Annotated in this window: 22 protein-coding genes; 15 read left to right on the forward strand and 7 right to left on the reverse strand. The window is 66.2% G+C overall.

The window, feature by feature from the left end; all coding sequences use genetic code 11:
- Positions 1-99 precede the first annotated feature (99 nt).
- Both EET13_RS04850 and EET13_RS04855 read right to left on the reverse strand, forming a co-directional pair.
- Entirely contained in the window at positions 100-858 is a 759-nt protein-coding gene (locus tag EET13_RS04850; RefSeq protein WP_122441227.1) for a Gfo/Idh/MocA family oxidoreductase, read from the reverse strand.
- Between the two features lie 52 nt (positions 859-910).
- Complete coding sequence (locus EET13_RS04855; RefSeq protein ID WP_122441228.1) at positions 911-2,161, reverse strand: YcaO-like family protein; 1,251 nt, start codon at positions 2,159-2,161, stop codon at positions 911-913.
- A 111-nt stretch (positions 2,162-2,272) separates the two neighbouring features.
- Between EET13_RS04855 and EET13_RS29830 the strand changes: the two genes are divergently transcribed.
- On the forward strand, positions 2,273-2,572 hold the full coding sequence (locus EET13_RS29830) for a hypothetical protein (RefSeq protein ID WP_136623108.1): 300 nt from the start codon (positions 2,273-2,275) through the stop codon (positions 2,570-2,572).
- Positions 2,573-2,881: 309 nt separating this feature from the next.
- Here the strand turns inward: EET13_RS29830 and EET13_RS04860 are convergent, their stop codons facing one another.
- Both EET13_RS04860 and mftR read right to left on the reverse strand, forming a co-directional pair.
- Positions 2,882-3,940, reverse strand: a complete 1,059-nt coding sequence (locus EET13_RS04860; RefSeq protein ID WP_122441229.1) for a DUF2332 domain-containing protein — start codon at positions 3,938-3,940, stop codon at positions 2,882-2,884.
- A complete protein-coding gene (mftR, locus tag EET13_RS04865) occupies positions 3,937-4,530 on the reverse strand; it encodes a mycofactocin system transcriptional regulator (RefSeq protein ID WP_122441230.1) in 594 nt (197 codons plus the stop codon). Before mftR ends, EET13_RS04860 begins: the two co-directional genes overlap by 4 nt.
- A gap of 100 nt (positions 4,531-4,630) precedes the next feature.
- Between mftR and mftA the strand changes: the two genes are divergently transcribed.
- The 7 genes from mftA (at position 4,631) to mftG (ending at position 11,104) form a co-directional block, all read left to right on the forward strand.
- The gene (gene mftA / locus EET13_RS04870; RefSeq protein ID WP_036395329.1) at positions 4,631-4,720 is read left to right on the forward strand and encodes a mycofactocin precursor MftA; all 90 of its coding nucleotides are present in this window, start codon (positions 4,631-4,633) and stop codon (positions 4,718-4,720) included.
- Between the two features lie 36 nt (positions 4,721-4,756).
- A complete protein-coding gene (gene mftB / locus EET13_RS04875) occupies positions 4,757-5,065 on the forward strand; it encodes a mycofactocin biosynthesis chaperone MftB (protein WP_122441348.1) in 309 nt (102 codons plus the stop codon).
- A complete protein-coding gene (gene mftC / locus EET13_RS04880; RefSeq protein ID WP_122441231.1) occupies positions 5,062-6,246 on the forward strand; it encodes a mycofactocin radical SAM maturase in 1,185 nt (394 codons plus the stop codon). Before mftB ends, mftC begins: the two co-directional genes overlap by 4 nt.
- Positions 6,247-6,248: 2 nt before the next feature.
- Positions 6,249-7,421 (forward strand): pre-mycofactocin synthase MftD, encoded by a 1,173-nt coding sequence (gene mftD, locus EET13_RS04885; RefSeq protein ID WP_122441232.1) that lies wholly within the window; start codon positions 6,249-6,251, stop codon positions 7,419-7,421.
- A 67-nt stretch (positions 7,422-7,488) separates the two neighbouring features.
- The gene (gene mftE / locus EET13_RS04890) at positions 7,489-8,238 is read left to right on the forward strand and encodes a mycofactocin biosynthesis peptidyl-dipeptidase MftE (protein WP_122441233.1); all 750 of its coding nucleotides are present in this window, start codon (positions 7,489-7,491) and stop codon (positions 8,236-8,238) included.
- Positions 8,235-9,656, forward strand: coding sequence for a mycofactocin biosynthesis glycosyltransferase MftF (gene mftF / locus EET13_RS04895; protein WP_122441234.1), 1,422 nt, complete (start codon positions 8,235-8,237; stop codon positions 9,654-9,656). Before mftE ends, mftF begins: the two co-directional genes overlap by 4 nt.
- Before the next feature lie 8 nt (positions 9,657-9,664).
- A complete protein-coding gene (gene mftG, locus EET13_RS04900) occupies positions 9,665-11,104 on the forward strand; it encodes a mycofactocin dehydrogenase MftG (RefSeq protein ID WP_122441235.1) in 1,440 nt (479 codons plus the stop codon).
- Positions 11,105-11,107: 3 nt separating this feature from the next.
- Here the strand turns inward: mftG and EET13_RS04905 are convergent, their stop codons facing one another.
- Positions 11,108-12,706 carry an MFS transporter gene (locus tag EET13_RS04905; RefSeq protein WP_122441236.1) on the reverse strand — a complete coding sequence of 533 codons (1,599 nt, stop codon included), beginning with the start codon at positions 12,704-12,706 and terminating at the stop codon, positions 11,108-11,110.
- Between the two features lie 143 nt (positions 12,707-12,849).
- Between EET13_RS04905 and EET13_RS04910 the strand changes: the two genes are divergently transcribed.
- Entirely contained in the window at positions 12,850-13,452 is a 603-nt protein-coding gene (locus tag EET13_RS04910; RefSeq protein ID WP_280177661.1) for a TetR/AcrR family transcriptional regulator, read from the forward strand.
- Positions 13,453-13,493: 41 nt separating this feature from the next.
- Here the strand turns inward: EET13_RS04910 and EET13_RS04915 are convergent, their stop codons facing one another.
- Positions 13,494-13,880 carry a hypothetical protein gene (locus tag EET13_RS04915; RefSeq protein ID WP_136623109.1) on the reverse strand — a complete coding sequence of 129 codons (387 nt, stop codon included), beginning with the start codon at positions 13,878-13,880 and terminating at the stop codon, positions 13,494-13,496.
- 11 nt (positions 13,881-13,891) lie between these two features.
- Positions 13,892-14,041, reverse strand: coding sequence for a hypothetical protein (locus EET13_RS30190; protein WP_168991057.1), 150 nt, complete (start codon positions 14,039-14,041; stop codon positions 13,892-13,894).
- 285 nt (positions 14,042-14,326) lie between these two features.
- On the opposite strand from EET13_RS30190, the gene rpsJ reads away from it, so the two are divergent.
- From rpsJ to rpsS, 6 genes are all read left to right on the forward strand, one after another.
- Positions 14,327-14,632, forward strand: a complete 306-nt coding sequence (rpsJ, locus tag EET13_RS04920; protein WP_003873519.1) for a 30S ribosomal protein S10 — start codon at positions 14,327-14,329, stop codon at positions 14,630-14,632.
- Between the two features lie 16 nt (positions 14,633-14,648).
- Positions 14,649-15,302: a 50S ribosomal protein L3 gene (gene rplC / locus EET13_RS04925; RefSeq protein ID WP_122441238.1), complete on the forward strand. Its 654-nt coding sequence runs from the start codon at positions 14,649-14,651 to the stop codon at positions 15,300-15,302.
- The gene (gene rplD, locus EET13_RS04930) at positions 15,302-16,009 is read left to right on the forward strand and encodes a 50S ribosomal protein L4 (protein WP_122441239.1); all 708 of its coding nucleotides are present in this window, start codon (positions 15,302-15,304) and stop codon (positions 16,007-16,009) included. Before rplC ends, rplD begins: the two co-directional genes overlap by 1 nt.
- A complete protein-coding gene (gene rplW / locus EET13_RS04935) occupies positions 16,009-16,311 on the forward strand; it encodes a 50S ribosomal protein L23 (protein ID WP_122441240.1) in 303 nt (100 codons plus the stop codon). The genes rplD and rplW overlap by 1 nt, the downstream gene beginning before the upstream one ends.
- Before the next feature lie 40 nt (positions 16,312-16,351).
- Positions 16,352-17,194 (forward strand): 50S ribosomal protein L2, encoded by an 843-nt coding sequence (gene rplB / locus EET13_RS04940; protein ID WP_122441241.1) that lies wholly within the window; start codon positions 16,352-16,354, stop codon positions 17,192-17,194.
- Positions 17,195-17,271: 77 nt separating this feature from the next.
- Positions 17,272-17,553, forward strand: coding sequence for a 30S ribosomal protein S19 (gene rpsS, locus EET13_RS04945; RefSeq protein WP_003892827.1), 282 nt, complete (start codon positions 17,272-17,274; stop codon positions 17,551-17,553).
- The last annotated feature ends 35 nt before the right edge of the window (positions 17,554-17,588 follow it).

Raw genomic sequence — 17,588 nt, forward strand, 5'->3', positions numbered from 1 at the left:
TCATAGCGTTATTCGCAAGAATTCCAGACCCGACACACCATATATTTTGGCTACGTTTCGAGACCGCTGCAACACCATAGCCGCAGACCAGACACACAATTAGCGCTCAAACACGCCGTAACTTCGGTCTAGCCAGATGACCGGGCCGGCGTATGAGTGCAGCAGAAGGCTGCCGTCCGAGAATCCGATTTCGATGCGCTGCGGTACGGGGCTGTCGCTCCCGTCGTCGACGGCGCCGACGTCATGGCTGCATTGCACGCGTACCGGAACGACGTCGATCACCCCGCGAAAGCTCGTGAACGGGTGCTCCGGTATAGCGCTCGGCGCCACTTCGCGCTCCATCGCCGCCCCGGCCAGGGAGCCCAACGCTCGTCCCAGCAGATCGAATGTGGCATACGCCGATCGGGGCGCGGTAACGACGGAAGCGTACGTCGGCGGGCTCGAAGCCCGGCGCCGACGGCATTCGCCGACGAATGCGCGCGCTGGGCCCAGTTCCGCGAAGTGGCAGTTGACGGCATGAATTACCTTCGCCGACAGGGCTTCTTGACGTAGTTCCCGGAGTAGGTCGGCGCGTACCGGGTGCTCCATCAGGACGTGCACACCGCGACGCAGGAGCTGTGCGGTCACCAATGCCGCTGTTGGTGGCGGAAGCGCGACAATAGCGGCTCCCACCTGGTCGGGAACTTCTGCGACGCTCGTCCACAGCGGAACATTTTGCCGTGCCGCCAGTCGCGCGGAACGCTCGCTGCCGGCCGCGTGTATGCCGATCAGCTCGAACGAGTCGGTCAGTTTCAGCAGGGCCGGGATGTAGAAGGCGCCGTAGTTGCTACCACACAGAACTACCGTTGTCGCATTCATGATCGCGTCGGGAGATATTCGGCCTGGCCGACTAGCTCGGGCTCGGCCACGCTCAGTCAACCCCTTGCAACGAGGTTCGCATCGGTGACGCGATTGATGACAACGACAGGCCGGGCGCAACGACTTTCACGACGGGCACGCAGGCGGCGGGGGAGTCGCACACCACCGCCACCGGTTCTATCCCGGTTCGCCGAGCAACCGCCGTCGCGGCTGCGGCTACCAGGGCTGGCAGCGAATCGTTGTCCGGTACCCGCCACGACGTCGGCGTCGCCACCGGAATATGGGCCGGCGATCGGGTAGCGCCGGCAGCCGGCGCTTGGGCGAGACGCACATAGATCCTTGCGGGGATGTCCTCGCGCGCGCCGCTGATTGCGGTGAGCCGGGATTGAGCGGCTTCGGTGATGGCCCGCGACAAGGCCACGTTGGGGTCATGATGCAATCCGCTGCCGGCGAACTGCACGCTCGACGTCGGTGAAATCAGTTCGGCCGCAAAGCAGTAATAGCCCTGCCACACGTCGAGGCGGGCAATGCGCAGCTCACTGCCGGCTCGACGAACCCGGTCGGCCAGCTCGGCGCAGTCGGCGCCATCGAGATCCTGCGGCTGCACTTCCCACATCGTCGAACCGGCCACAGCCGTACCCATGGCATGTCTTTCCATGATTTCGTACAGCCCGTGCAAGGCGGCCTCGTAATAGCTGTTGCCGGAGGCCAAGCCTTGAGTGTGCATGGTGAACATCGGCGGCCCCCACCGATCGTTGACCGAAACATCCACCGCCACAACGGACCATGGCACCCACGTGTGCCGGCCCGTCAGTAGCGTGGTCGCTTGCATCCAATCGAGCCTGGCGCCGCGGTGATAAAAGCTCCCGGGCGGAAGCGACAGTGAACCGGGATCGTAGGTCAGCTCCGAGTCGAGATCGTCGGTGGAGGCAAACCTCAAGTCGGCGGTGGCGATCTCAGCATGCCAATACTCCAGCGACTCCATCACGGCCGAAACCTGGGCCGCGCGGTAGCTGGTTGCTTTTCCCTGGCTCACCGACACCGTCCGCGATGCCGGGCGCACCGCCTGCACGGTGGGAATACCGAGACTATCCAGCCAGGTGATATCGGCGACGCGAGTGATACCGGCGGCGGAAAGGAGTGGCTGAACGGCCAGCCATGTCTCCTCGGGGCTGATGGTGCGGTGCGTGCCCGCCCGGTGGCCGATCATCGCGGGGTCGGCCGAGCCGAGGAACCGATCGGGCCAAAAGGACCAATTCGGGCCGAAATTCACCGCGGTGCCCGATGAGCAGGAATTCGGCATGGCAGCATCTTACGGACAATTGATAAGACGCACAGAGGCGACGACTCGCCGAATGTGGTGCGAGTCATCGCCTCTGAGGTAAATCGGGGGTATTAGTCCAGGGTGAAGCAGGTGGCTGAGAAGATTTCGGTTTCGCCCGAGGTCTCGCCGTCAATTGCGCTGCTGAATAGCTGGTCGTGGGCCACTGGCTTCTCCTATCGGCATTGGCAGCTACCTTGTCGCTTGCTACCGAAGGCCTCATCCTACATCGCCGCCCGTGTATCGCCGAATAGCCGGGATGCCGACGGCAGCCGATCGCCGAAGGCAAGCGTGATGACGTCCGATCTGCGCAACCCCTGGCGTCGTGAGCGATCTGAGATTCGCTGCGCCTACGGAATGCCTGAAGAATTATGCTGGCAGTCCGGCCGCTAAATCCGGCGTGTCAGTCGATGGCGAAGCAAACGAATGAGGCGACCTCGATTTCGCCCGAGGTCTCGCCTTCGGTCGTGCTGCTGAATAGCTGGTCGTGGGCCATCGGCCCCTCCTATCGGTGTCGGCAGCCCCGTTTGTCGGTGCTCATCGACCATCCTGCGTGACAGCCGGCCCGTATGGCGTCAGCCGAATAGCCATATATCGGGATGAAGGCCGATCCGCCGAATAGCTCTCGGGTAATGTCCGCCGATCAGCGGACACGCCCGAGATGTAACCGAGATGTAGGCGCGACAATACCTACTGCCAGAACTACTGCCAGGTCACCGGCGGCCCGTGCGGATGACATTCGCCCAGAACCCATGCCTTGCCGCCCGGCCAACCGGCAGCACGCACCAAGAACTTGAGCGGACTACCGGGGCCGTCGCGGGCCGGTTCGAGCGTCAGGTGCGCCAACGGGGCGCGCGGGCCGGCCTGTGCGCCCAGGTGCTCGACCGCGGCGCGGATTGTGGCGCGTTCGTCGGCCGACAGGTACTGCCAGGTGATCGAATGCCACAGCACGGTCAATGTCCCCTCGGCCAGCGTCAGACCGGCCACCGCCTCGGCCGCGGTCTGGCGGTGCAGTTGCGCCGGGACTGTGCGGGCCACCGAGATCGCACCGCGCAGCCGGTTCATCCGGGCATGCTGGTCGGGCCACACGTAGCTCAACACGGTCAATTCGCCGTCGGCGCCGGTCACATCGATGGGTGCGATGTCGTACCCGTGGCGCTCGATGATGCGCACCCCGCCCGCTGGCGGCAATCGGCCGTGCCACGCGTCGTCGATCGTCACCGGTGTCCCGGCCGGTCCCCAGTGGCCGCTGCCATAGCGGTAGCGGTAGCGGTCGGCCCGCAGGTTCAGTCCGGCGCTGGCGCCGATCTCGAAAAGCCTTACCGGCAAACCAAATTCGTGGTTGATGTGTAGCAAGCCGCCGATTAACGCGGCGGATCGGCCGACCTCGTTGGTCTGTGGTGGTTGGTCCAGGGCCGCTCGCAACGCATCGGCGTGATCGGCCGCCACATCCATGATGTCGGGCCAGGCGGCCGCGGCGTCCCAGCTGCCGCCGGTGCTCGGATACCAGCGGCGCAACGTCGGCGCCCGGCCGTCGAGCACCAACCGGTGCAGGCCGCCCAGCAGCCGCAGGGGTACCGCGTGGCGTGACGGATCGTCCTCGTGGCCCGACAGGATGGGCACGAAGACCCCGCCCGCCTCGACGTCGGCGGCTACCAGATCGAACAGCTCGCCGTACATCGGCGACCCGGACCGGGCGCAGAACCGCCCCTGCGATCGCAGGGTGTGCAGCAGGTGCCCGCTATCGACCGGGCCGCTCATCCGAGCCGGTCCAACCCGGCGCCGACGGCGTCGAAGGCATTCCCGAGTGCTTCGGGCAGCGAGACAGATTCGTCACCCAGCCAATGTTCGTAAGCGCTCAACGCGACCCCCAGCATGGTCCAGGCAATGGTCTGTGGCACCAGGTCGGTGGACTCGCTGCCGAGCCGGCGGGCCGCGAACCCGGCGATCACCGCCCGCCAGCCGGCATACATGGTCATGGAATACGCTTGCAGTTCAGCGGTTTCCAGGATGATGCGCATGCGCTGACGGTGCCGGACGGTCTCGGACTCGTCGAAGGTGTTGAACGCCAGCAGCGCCGCGCGCAAGGCCGTGCCCAGCCGGACCTGTGGCTCGATGTTGTCGAGCAGGTGCTGCAACTGGCCAAGGTGCGCATCGAAGTCGCCCCACGGAATGGCGTTCTTGGAGGCGTAGTAGCGAAAGAGGCTGCGCCGTGCGATGCCGGCCGCTCGCGCGACGTCGTCGACGCTGACCTCGGCGAAGCCGCGGTCGGTGAACAAGTCCATGGCGACGTCGGTGATGTGGTGCTTGGTCGTCGAGCGGCGCCGGCCCACCCGCGACTCGTGCAGCATCAGACCCGCCCTTCCATTTCGGCACTCGATGCCATATTCTGGCGATCAGTGTGACCAGTACCACCTCACATTGTCGAGGCCCAGGACGAAAGGCATCCACGTGGACCACGAGACTGACACCGACGTCGAGCTCGTCACCGAGACCCTGGTCGAAGAGGTTTCCATCGACGGTATGTGCGGGGTCTACTGACCCGTGCCCGATTGCCCGGCCGTCCCCCGCCAGCGGGTGGTTTCTCCGGCACGGTCCGAATCGTCGGCGAGCGAGTTCGACCCCGACCGCGGCTGGCGGCTACACCCGCAGGTGGCGGTTCGGCCCGAGCCCTTCGGGGCGCTGTTGTACCACTTCGGCACCCGCAAGCTGTCGTTTCTGAAGAATCGCACCATCCTGACGGTGGTGCAGTCGCTGGCCGACTATCCCGACGTGCGCTCCGCGTGCCGCGGCGCGGGTGTGGCGGATTCCGGACAGGCTCCCTATCTGCATGCCCTGGGTGTGCTGGCAGCTTCGACGATGTTGATCCCCCGGGAGGACGGGTGACGGTACCGCGGCTCATTGAGCAGTTCGAACACGGACTGGACGCGCCGATCTGTCTGACCTGGGAGTTGACCTACGCCTGCAACCTGGCGTGTGTGCACTGTCTTTCGTCTTCCGGCAGACGCGATCCGCGCGAGTTGTCCACCCGTCAGTGCAAGGACATCATCGACGAACTCGAACGCATGCAGGTGTTCTACGTGAACATCGGTGGCGGTGAACCCACGGTGCGTCCCGACTTTTGGGAGTTGGTGGATTACGCCACCGCCCACCGGGTCGGCGTGAAGTTCTCCACCAACGGGGTTCGCATCACCCCCGAGGTGGCGGCGCGGTTGGCGGCCAGCGACTACGTGGACGTCCAGATCTCGCTCGATGGCGCGACCGCCGAGGTCAATGACACGGTCCGCGGCCCGGGCTCGTATGCGATGGCGGTACGTGCTCTGGAAAACCTGGCCGAGGCGGGCTTCGGCAAGGCCGGAGCCGCCAAGATCTCGGTGGTGGTCACCCGGCACAATGTCGGTCAGCTCGACGAATTCGCCGCGCTGGCAAGCCGTTACGACGCCACCCTGCGGATCACGCGGCTGCGCCCGTCGGGGCGGGGCGCCGATGTCTGGGAAGACCTGCACCCCACGGCGGCTCAGCAGGTTCAGCTCTACGACTGGCTGGTGCTCAACGGCGAGCGGGTGCTCACCGGCGACTCCTTCTTCCACCTGTCACCCCTCGGCGAATCCGGTGCGCTGGCCGGGCTCAACATGTGCGGCGCCGGTCGGGTGGTCTGCCTGATCGATCCGGTGGGCGACGTGTATGCCTGCCCGTTTGCCATCCATGACCGCTTTCTGGCCGGAAACGTGTTGTCCGACTCCGACTTTGGCACCGGGTTCGAGAACGTTTGGAAGAACGCTCCGTTATTCCGTGAATTGCGGGAGCCGCAATCCGCGGGTGCATGCGGCAGTTGCGGGCATTACGACAGCTGCCGGGGCGGCTGCATGGCGGCCAAGTTTTTCACCGGCCTGCCACTGGACGGCCCGGATCCCGAATGCGTGCAAGGGCACGCTGCGCCGGCCCTGGCCCGCCAACGCGAGGCGCCGCGCCCGCGCGTCGACCATTCGCGAAAGGCGAGTCGACCCGTGCCCCTGACACTAAACGTCAGACCGCCGGCCCGGCTCTGCAACGAAAGCCCGCTCTAGTCATGCCGGACGCCTGGTTCGAAACGGTGGCGATCGCCCAGCAACGCGCGAAGCGGCGCTTGCCCAAGTCGGTGTACTCGTCGCTGATTGCGGCAAGCGAACAGGGCGTCACGGTCGGCGACAATGTCGCGGCATTCAGCGAACTCGGTCTGGCGCCGCACGTCATCGGCGCGACGCAAAAGCGCGACCTGGCCACGACCGTGATGGGCCAGGACATTTCGCTGCCGGTGCTGATTTCGCCAACCGGTGTCCAGGCGGTCGATCCCGACGGCGAGGTGGCCGTTGCCCGGGCCGCGGCGGCCCGCGGCACCGCGATGGGCTTGTCTTCGTTTGCCAGCAAGCCGATCGAGGAGGTCATCGCCGCCAATCCCAAGATCTTCTTCCAGGTCTATTGGCTCGGCGGCCGCGACGCCATCGCCGAGCGGGTCGAACGTGCGCGCCAAGCCGGAGCGGTCGGGCTGATCGTCACCACCGACTGGTCGTTCTCGCACGGGCGCGACTGGGGTAGCCCCAAGATTCCTGAAGAGATGAGCCTGTGGTCGGTTGTGCAGCGGTTCCCCGAGGCCATGGTGCGGCCACGCTGGTTGTGGAAGTTCGGCAAGACGCTGCGCCCACCGGATTTGCGGGTGCCCAATCAGGGCCGCCGCGGTGAACCCGGCCCGACATTCTTCGCCGCCTACGGCGAATGGATGGGCACCCCGCCGCCGACCTGGGAGGACATCGCCTGGCTGCGGCAGTTGTGGGGCGGTCCGTTCATGCTCAAGGGCGTGATGCGGGTCGACGACGCCAAAAGAGCGGTCGATGCCGGGGTTTCGGCAATATCGGTGTCCAACCATGGCGGCAACAACCTCGACGGCACGCCCGCCTCGATTCGTGCCCTTCCCGCGGTGGCGGCAGCGGTCGGAGACCAGACCGAGGTGTTGCTGGACGGCGGTATCCGGCGGGGGAGCGACGTCGTCAAAGCGGTGGCACTGGGAGCCCGGGCAGTGATGATCGGCCGCGCCTACCTTTGGGGGCTGGCCGCCAACGGCCAGGCCGGTGTCGAAAACGTCCTCGATATCCTGCGCGGCGGCATCGACTCGGCACTGATGGGCCTGGGGCACAGCTCCGTGCAGGACCTCCGGCCGGACGACATTATCGTGCCCGCCGGTTTCGCTCGGGAATTGGGCGTGTAACGTCCAAGTAACTTCCTGTTGCGTCAATATTGGTGGCGCAGAAAAAAATTCAGTAGAAGAGGTAACAATCGGTGCACGGCAGGTAAATTCGGCCTACCATCGGCGGGTGCCCGTAAGCGGCGAACTGGGGAACTCGACGTCGAGCCAGCTACCAAGCATCTCGCCGTCGATCGTGGTCCCACTGGGGTCCACCGAACAGCACGGACCGCACCTGCCGCTGGATACCGATACCCGGATCGCGACCGCCGTCGCGCGGGCTGTTGCCGCGGGCATGTCCCAGCCCGATTGGCTCGTGGCTCCCGCGATCGCCTACGGCGCCAGCGGTGAGCATCAGAGCTTTGCCGGGACGGTCTCCATCGGTACCGACGCCCTGACCATGCTGCTGGTGGAGTACGGCAGGTCGGCCACCTGCTGGGCCGGCCGGCTGGTGTTCGTCAACGGTCACGGCGGCAATATCGGGGCTTTGCGCCGCGCGGTCGGCTTGCTGCGCTCCGAGGGGCGCGACGCCGCATGGTGTCCGTGTAGCGCCGCGGGCGGCGACGCCCATGCCGGGCACACCGAAACATCGGTGTTGCTGCACATTTCGCCGGAGGATGTGCTGACTGACTGCTGGCTCGCCGGCAACGGCGCACCCCTGCCGAAACTGTTGCCGTCGATGCGCCGTGGCGGAGTCGCGGCGGTCAGCCCAACCGGGGTGCTGGGCGATCCCACCACGGCGACCGCGGCAGCGGGCAGCCGGATCTTCGCGGAGATGGTCGACGATTGCCGGCAGCGCATCGACCGGTGGTTACCCGGAGCCGACGGGATGCTGGCATGACCCAGACCCGACTGCCGGATGGGTTCGCCGTGCAGGTTGACCGCCGCGTGCGGGTGCTCGGCGACGGCTCGGCTCTGCTCGGTGGTTCACCGACCCGGCTGCTTCGGCTGGCTCCCGCCGCACAGGACATGCTGGCCGGCGGCCGGCTAAAGGTACGCGACGAACTCACCGCGCAACTGGCCCGCACGCTGCTGGATGCCACGGTGGCACATCCGCGCCCCGCCAGTGGCCCTTCCTATCGAGATGTCACTGTGGTAATACCGGTGCGCGACAACACATCTGGTGTGCGCCGGCTGGTCGCCTCACTACGTGGATTGCGCGTCATCGTCGTCGACGACGGGTCGGCGTGCCCGGTTGAATTGGAGGACTTTCCCGGGGCGCACTGCGACATCGAGGTGTTGCATCACCCCCGAAGCAAGGGCCCTGCCGCGGCACGTAATACCGGTCTGGCCGCCTGCACCACCGACTTCGTCGCATTCCTGGACTCCGACGTGGCGCCTCGCAGAGGGTGGCTCGAAGCGCTACTGGGCCATTTCTGCGACCCCACGGTCGCCCTGGTGGCACCCCGCATCGTCGGTATGGCGCAAAGCGAGAACCTGGTGGCCCGTTATGAGGCGGTGCGCTCGTCGCTGGACCTGGGTCTGCGGGAGGCGCCGGTGTTACCGCACAGCCCGGTGTCCTACGTGCCCAGCGCCGCGATCATCTGCCGCGCCGCAACCCTGCGCGACGTGGGTGGTTTCGACGAGACCCTGCACTCGGGCGAGGACGTCGACCTGTGCTGGCGGCTGATCGAAGCCGGCGCGCGGCTGCGTTACGAGCCGATCGCACTGGTCGCGCACGACCATCGCACACAGCTACGCGACTGGATCGCGCGCAAGGCCTTCTACGGCGGTTCGGCAGCGCCGTTGTCTGTGCGCCATCCCGACAAGACCGCGCCGCTGGTCATTTCCGGCTGGGCATTGACGGCCTGGATCCTCATGTCCCTGGGCACCGGGCTTTGCCAGCTGGCATCGCTGGTTATCGCGGTGGCGACGGGCCGTCGCATCGCCCGGACCATGCGCAGCGCCGACACGCCGCTGTGGGACGTGCTGGTGGTCGCTACGCGCGGGCTGTGGTCGGCGGCTCTGCAATTGGCATCGGCGATGTGCCGGCACTACTGGCCGGTGACTTTGATTGCAGCCCTGCTGTTTCGGCGCTGCAGGCGGGTGGTGCTGGTCGCTGCGATCGTCGACGGCGTGGTCGACTGGCTGCGTCGAAAAGAGGCCAGGGATGGCGATGGCGGCGATAGTGAACCCATCGGCGTGCTGACCTACGTGGTACTCAAGCGCGTCGACGACCTCGCCTATGGCCTGGGCCTGTGGTACGGGGTGCTGCGCGAGCGCAATATCGGCGCGCTCAAACCGCAAATTCGGGTATAACGGCCGCCTTGACTGCTGCCACCGGGCACAGCGACGTGTTGATCGTCGGCGCCGGAAGCGCCGGATCGGTTGTCGCCGCGCGTCTTTCCAGCGATCCCCGCTGTGTCGTCACCGTCCTCGAGGCGGGGCCCGGACTGGCCGATCCCGAGTTGCTGGCACAAACCTCCGATGGATTGCGTCTGCCGATCGGTATCGGCAGCCCGCTGGTCCGGCGTTACCAGACCCAGCTCACTGATCGGCCGATTCGCCGGCTGGCGATCGTGCGCGGAGCAACGCTCGGTGGTTGCGGTGCCATCAACGGCGGCTATTTCTGCCGTGGTTTACCGCAGGATTTCGATCGTGCCGCGCTACCCGGCTGGGCATGGTCGGACGTTCTCGAACATTTCCGGGCTATCGAGACAGATCTGGATTTCAGCACGCCTGCGCACGGTGACGCCGGCCCCATCCTGATTCGGCGCACGCGCGAAATGACCGGCATCACCCAACTCTTCATCACCGCCGCAGAACACGCCGGGTTCCCCTGGATAGATGACCTCAACGACGTTGGGCCGTCGACTGTCCCGGGGGTGGGCGCGGTCCCGCTGAACATTGTGGACAGTGTCCGAACCGGGTCCGGCGCCGGGTATCTGCTGCCCGCGCTGCGGCGGCCAAATCTGACACTGCTGGAGCAAACCCGCGCCTTGCGACTGCGTTTCGCGGGCACCAGAGCCGTCGGCGTCGACGCGGTTGGCCCGCTCGGGCCTATCGCTTTGACGTCGGAACGAATTGTGCTGTGCGCCGGCGCAATTGAATCTGCGCATCTGCTCATGCTGTCCGGCGTCGGTGACGAGGCGATGCTTCGTGCGGCCGGCGTGCCGGTGGTGGCGCCGCTGGCGGTCGGAATGAATTGCAGCGATCACCCGGAATGGGTGCTTCCCACTGCATGGAGCGTGGCTGCCAGACGCCCGGTGCTCGAGGTGGTGCTCAGCACCGCGGACAACCTCGAGATCAGGCCGTATACCGGCGGTTTCGTGGCAATGACCGGCAATGGCACTGGCGGCCAACCGGATTGGCCGCACATCGGAGTCGCGCTCATGCAGCCGCGGGCGCGCGGCCGGATCATGCTGGCCTCGGCGGATCCTGAGGTGCCGCCACGGATCGTACATCGCTACGACAGCGAGCCGGACGACGTCGCGGACCTGCGCCAGGGTGTCGAGCTTGCCCGCGAAATAGCCGGTGGCGCGATACTTTTAGGACAGCCAGCCTGGTCGACGTCGCAACACTTGTGTGGCAGTGCGCCCATGGGCGTCGGCAGCGACCCGCGGGCCGTCGTCGACGTTCGGTGCCGGGTGCGCGGTATCGAAAACTTGTGGGTGATCGACGGGTCCATTCTGCCGGAAATCACCAGCCGCGGCCCGCACGCCACCATCGTGATGCTGGGGCACCGGGCGGCCGAGTTCGTCGCTTGAGCTTCAGGCCCGGTGACGTCGCGCTGTCGCCGGTGCGAGCATCCGGCGGATGGGAGCCAGTTGCCGGCCATCCCGGCCGGGCGCCCACAGTCCGATGAGCACCGCTGCGACGGCCACGATCACCGCCATCACCAGTGTCGAGGCGTGCATGGCCGTCATAAACGCCGCCTTGCTGACGTCGGCAAGCTGCTTTCCTTGGGGCCCAAGCCTGTTCGCCAGCTCCGTAGCCTTGGCCAGCGAATCGGTCGCCGGGTTGCGCACGGACGAAGGGAGGGACGACAAACTCGTCGTGAGTTCTTGAGCGTAGCGTCCGGCCAATATCGAGCCCGCCACTGCGATTCCCAACGCTCCACCCACCTCCCGGGTGGTGTCGTTGACCGCCGATGCCACGCCTTGCTTGTGGTCGGGAACTGCGGCCATGATCGCTGAAGTCGTTGGTGCTGTGCACAATCCGATCCCTGCGCTGAGTATCAAGGCGGGCCATGCCAGGTCGAAATACGACGAGTCGACCGACAGCCCGCGCATGCACAGGAAGCCGACCGACATCACCACCATGCCCACCAGCAGCACCAGCCGCAGACCGAGTTTCGGGACGTACCAGAATGACAGGGCCGACAAGATGCCCAGGGGCACCATGAACGGGCCGAAGGCGACCGCCGTCATCAGGGCGGAGTAGCCCATAATCTGCTGGACGTATTGCATGCCGAGGTAGAAGAAGCCGAAGGTCGCCCCGAACAGCATGACGATCGGTCCCACCCCGGTGGCAAACCCGGGATCGGCGAACAGTCGCACGTCGAGAAGCGGTTGCCGCCGCCGGAGTTCGGCAGCTCCGAATGCCCCGGCCAGGACCGCGCCGGCGACCAGGCCGCCGACGACCACGGCGTCGCTCCACCCCCGCGCGGGTGCCTGCAAGATTCCAAACACGGACACCGCGACGGCGGCGCCGATCAGGACCGCGCCCAGCCAGTCGACTCGCGGGGCATCGGGCTCGCGTGACGACGCCACGGTGCACGTCAGTAGGAAGATCAACGCGCCCGCGGCGCCGAGCGCCCAGAAGATCGACTTCCAATCCCAGAAGCTGAGCAGGATCCCGGAACCGAACATGCCCAGCACCCCTCCCGAGCCGGCCACCCCGGCCCAGATCCCGACGGCCTTCATCCGTTCTTCCTTGGGATAGGCGACGGTCAGCAGCGACAGCGTCGCTGGCATGACGAAGGCAGCGCCGGCGCCGGCGACCGCGCGGGCCGCGATGATATGCAGGGGCGCGTCGAACATGGCCGGCGCTACCGAGGCAACCGAGAAGATGGTCAGACCGAACAGCAGCGCACCCCGCCGGCCGTAGCGGTCGCCGATGGCCCCGGCCGGCAGCAGCAGGCAGGCCAGCGCCACGGTGTATCCATCGACCACCCAGGTCAGCTGCGACTGAGTCGCCGAGGTCGCCACCGCGAGATCGCCCAGTGCGGTGTTCAACGCGACCATCGACGCAACGACGAGCGACACGCCCGTGCAGGCCACCGTCAGGGTCCAGATTCGCGCGCGATGAGAGGTATCCCACGGCATCCCGTCGGTACGCTCATTGGGCCGGACGAGGGTGTTCACCATGCTGCACGCCTCCTTCCGGCGGCGAGTACTTGCCGAGACTAACGGTCTTGCATATAGACGGATAGTCTCGTTCCTAAACGGAGGTAGTGCAGATCACCGGCAGTAGCGCTGATCCCCGGCCGGAGCGGTCCCGGGCACGGTTACTGGAAGCCGCCGCTGCACTGCTGCGTTCCGGCGGGCCGAGGGCGGTGACCGTGGACGCGGTCACCCGTGGCGCCAACGTCGCCAGAGCCACGCTGTACCGGCACTTCTCGAGCGGCAACGACCTGCTGGCCGCGACATTCAACAGCCTGATACCGCCGGCGCCCATGCCGCCCTCGGAAGGTCCGCTGCGGGACCGACTCATCGCTTTGCTGCAGGCGCAGGCCGAGCTGATTGCCGAAGCGCCGGGCATGCTGACCGCGATGGCCTGGGTCGCGCTGGGCGCCGATCTTGAACAACTACCGGCGGCGCGTCACACCCGCGGCGGTGACAGCGCGGCGCTTGCTACTCTGCGCGAACGCATCGCGCGGCAGTATGCGGCGCCGTTCGACGCGATTTTCGACAGCCCCGAGGCGGCCGAACTAGGCGAGATCAACCGGTCCCGCGCGATCGCCCTGCTGATCGGTCCCCTGGTGCTGGGGCGGTTGAGCACCCTCCCGGACTTTGACTATCAGGAATGCGCGCGCGCAGCTGTCGACGGCTTTCTGTATGTCCAGTCCCGCGGGGACGGAGCGGTGGCTGCCACCAACGTCGAATCGGCATGAGTCCAGCGACGAATTTGCATCCTCAAGGGCTTTGAGCTGGGTTACCGGCCGGTGCGGTCCTTGATCCGCTGCCTGACCGCGGCCTTACCCTCGGCGAGCGTAGCCAAGCCCAGGCGGGTAGCGCTCCACCGGAACTCGTTGTTGATGATCCAGCGCACGCATACCAGTTCGGAATGTTCCAACAGCTGAACGGCTTCCAGCATCGGCTCGAGCACCGGTCGCGCCCGCACAATGAGGCCGCTGCGCCGCGGGAAGCCCCGAAACATCCAGTCGCTGAACTCCGACAACGCCAGGGCCGGAGCACTCCCTGACACGTTGGGGTCGAAGGCCGCCATCAATTCGGCGGCCAGCTCGGCCAGCGGGGCGCCGTTGATCCAGTCGACCATGGGTTGCGCGGCGTCAGTTTCCCCGGAATCCGGCCCGATCACGGGATGGGAGCCTACGCGTAGCCGCCAGCGTCCGTGCGGATCTCGCCAAAAGCCCTGGTAGGGTCGCTGTTGGCGACGACGGTTGACTGCCCGGCACTCGCCCGGGGCGGTCCACCGATGTCGATGACCCGGGATTTGGCCGACGCGGTGATCTGGGGCATACTGTTCAGGTTGCCTTGCGCCAGGTTTGCCCCTGGCCAGGCACACGACCGGCGCCCACACGGGCGCGTCCGGCCCCATCCTTGGAGCGCGACCGATTTCGGCCGCCTACAAGGCTGCGTGCGGGTGACACGCCCGACCGCGGGGGTCGGTGGACCACGACAGGTAAACAGCGGCGCAGTATCCGGCGCGCGCTAGATCGACCGGGATCGCCCGGGCCGATCGGCGGGCTGGTGGCACCAGGTCCGGACCCGGATCTGAAGTATTTGGAGTGAGGTAGGAGAAGCGTGGCGGGACAGAAGATCCGCATCAGGCTGAAGGCCTACGACCATGAGGCTATCGACGCTTCGGCGCGCAAGATCGTCGAGACCGTCGTCCGTACGGGTGCCAGCGTCGTGGGTCCGGTGCCACTGCCGACCGAGAAGAACGTGTATTGCGTCATCCGCTCCCCGCATAAGTACAAGGACTCGCGGGAGCACTTCGAGATGCGCACCCACAAGCGGTTGATCGACATTCTCGACCCGACGCCGAAGACGGTCGACGCCCTCATGCGCATCGATCTTCCGGCCAGTGTCGACGTCAATATCCAGTAGGAGAGTCTGCAGAGCAATGGCACGCAAGGGCATTCTCGGTACCAAGCTGGGCATGACGCAGGTATTCGACGAAAACAACAGAGTCGTACCGGTGACCGTGGTCAAGGCCGGGCCGAACGTCGTTACCCGGATCCGCACGCCGGAGCGCGACGGCTACAGCGCGGTACAGCTGGCCTACGGCGAAATCAGTCCGCGCAAGGTCACCAAACCGCTGACCGGCCAGTACACCGCCGCGGGCGTCAATCCGCGACGTCACCTGGCCGAGCTGCGCCTGGACGACCCCGAGGCGGTGGCCGAATACGAGGTGGGCCAGGAGCTGACGGCCGAGATCTTCGTCGACGGCAGCTATGTGGACGTGACCGGTACGTCCAAAGGTAAAGGCTTCGCCGGCACCATGAAGCGGCACGGCTTCCGCGGTCAGGGAGCTGCGCACGGTGCCCAGGCGGTGCACCGGCGTCCCGGTTCCATCGGCGGCTGCGCCACCCCGGCACGAGTGTTCAAGGGCACCCGGATGGCCGGCCGGATGGGCAATGATCGGGTGACCGTGCAGAACCTGTTGGTGCACAAGGTCGATGTCGAAAACGGCGTCCTGTTGATCAAGGGCGCGGTTCCGGGCCGCACCGGCGGACTCGTGATGGTCCGCAGCGCGATCAAGCGAGGTGAGAAGTAATGGCTCCCCAGAAGATCCTGGAAATTGAGGTCAAGACGCCGGACGGCAAGGTCGAGGGCTCCATCGAGCTGCCGGCCGAGTTGTTCGACGCCCCGGCGAACATCGCGCTGATGCACCAGGTGGTGACTGCCCAGCGCGCGGCGGCCAGACAGGGCACGCACTCGACCAAGACGCGCGGCGATGTCAGCGGCGGCGGCCGTAAGCCCTACCGGCAGAAGGGAACCGGCCGGGCACGTCAGGGTTCGACGCGGGCCCCGCAGTTCACCGGCGGCGGCGTGGTGCACGGTCCCAAACCCCGCGACTACAGCCAGCGCACCCCCAAGAAGATGATCGCCGCCGCGTTGCGGGGCGCGTTGTCGGACCGGGCACGAAACGGGCGCATTCACGCCGTCACCGAGTTGGTCGCTGGTCAAACCCCGTCCACCAAGAGCGCCAAGACATTTTTGGCCGCGCTGACCGACCGCAAGCAGGTGCTGGTGGTCATCGGACGCGACGACGAGACGGGAGTCAAGAGCGTGCGCAACCTGCCGGGTGTGCATGTCCTGTCGCCCGACCAGCTCAACACCTACGACGTGCTGCGCGCCGACGACGTGGTGTTCAGCGTGGCGGCACTCAACGCCTACATAGCCGCTAATGCCACTAATGCCGCTAATGCCGCTAATGCCGCTAATACCGGAGCCAACACTCCTGAGGAGGTCTCGGCCTGATGGCGACCATCGCCGACCCCCGCGACATCATCCTGTCCCCGGTGATTTCCGAGAAGTCCTACGGCTTGCTCGACGACAACGTCTACACGTTTGTGGTGCATCCCGATTCGAACAAGACCCAGATCAAGATCGCTATCGAAAAGATCTTCGCCGTCAAGGTCGCATCGGTGAACACCGCCAATAGGCAAGGCAAGCGCAAGCGCACCCGGACCGGATACGGCAGGCGCAAGAGCACCAAGCGCGCCATCGTCACCCTGGCGCCGGGCAGCAAGCCGATCGACCTGTTCGGAGCACCGGCCTAGCCCGGGGCTGGCCGCGCGCGAGAAAAGGACCTGACTAGACATGGCAATTCGCAAATACAAGCCGACGACGCCCGGCCGCCGCGGCGCCAGTGTGTCGGATTTCGCCGAGATCACGCGCTCCACGCCGGAGAAGTCGCTGGTACGTCCGTTGCATGGCCACGGCGGCCGCAACGCCCACGGCCGGATCACCACGCGGCACAAGGGTGGTGGCCACAAGCGCGCCTACCGGCTCATCGACTTCCGGCGTAACGACAAAGACGGGGTCAACGCCAAGGTCGCCCACATCGAGTACGACCCGAACCGCACCGCACGAATCGCGCTGCTGCACTATCTCGACGGCGAAAAGCGTTACATCATTGCGCCCAACGGACTTTCGCAGGGCGACGTGGTGGAATCGGGTCCCAACGCCGACATCAAGCCGGGCAACAATCTGCCGCTGCGCAACATCCCGGCCGGTACGCTGATCCACGCCGTGGAGTTGCGCCCCGGCGGCGGTGCCAAGCTCGCGCGCTCGGCCGGCTCGAGCATCCAGTTGCTCGGTAAGGAAGCCAGCTACGCGTCGCTGCGGATGCCCAGTGGTGAGATCCGCCGGGTCGACGTCCGCTGCCGGGCGACGGTCGGCGAGGTGGGCAACGCCGAGCAGGCGAACATCAACTGGGGCAAGGCCGGCCGGATGCGGTGGAAGGGCAAGCGCCCGTCGGTCCGCGGCGTGGTGATGAACCCCGTGGACCACCCGCACGGCGGTGGTGAGGGTAAGACCTCCGGTGGCCGTCACCCGGTCAGCCCGTGGGGCAAGCCCGAGGGCCGGACCCGCAACCCGAACAAAGCCAGCAACAAGCTCATCGTCCGGCGCCGCCGCACCGGCAAGAAGCATGGACGCTAGCGCCCGATGACGATGCACAGCGCGCAGCGCGACGAGGAAGAGTCGGGCAAATGAAGGAAGTCAGGGAGTAGCCAACTATGCCACGCAGCCTGAAGAAGGGCCCGTTCGTCGACGACCATCTGCTGAAGAAGGTCGACGTACAGAACGAGAAGAACACCAAGCAGGTCATCAAGACCTGGTCGCGGCGTTCGACCATCATTCCCGACTTCATCGGTCACACCTTCGCGGTGCACGACGGGCGAAAGCATGTCCCGGTGTTCGTCACCGAGGCGATGGTGGGTCACAAGCTCGGTGAATTCGCACCCACGCGCACCTTCAAGGGGCACATCAAGGACGACCGGAAGTCCAAACGGCGATGAGCGCTTGCGCGAAAAGCTGGACGAGTAAAGGACAG

Origin of the sequence: Mycobacterium attenuatum (genome assembly GCF_900566085.1) — a bacterium.
Taxonomy (GTDB): domain Bacteria; phylum Actinomycetota; class Actinomycetes; order Mycobacteriales; family Mycobacteriaceae; genus Mycobacterium; species Mycobacterium attenuatum.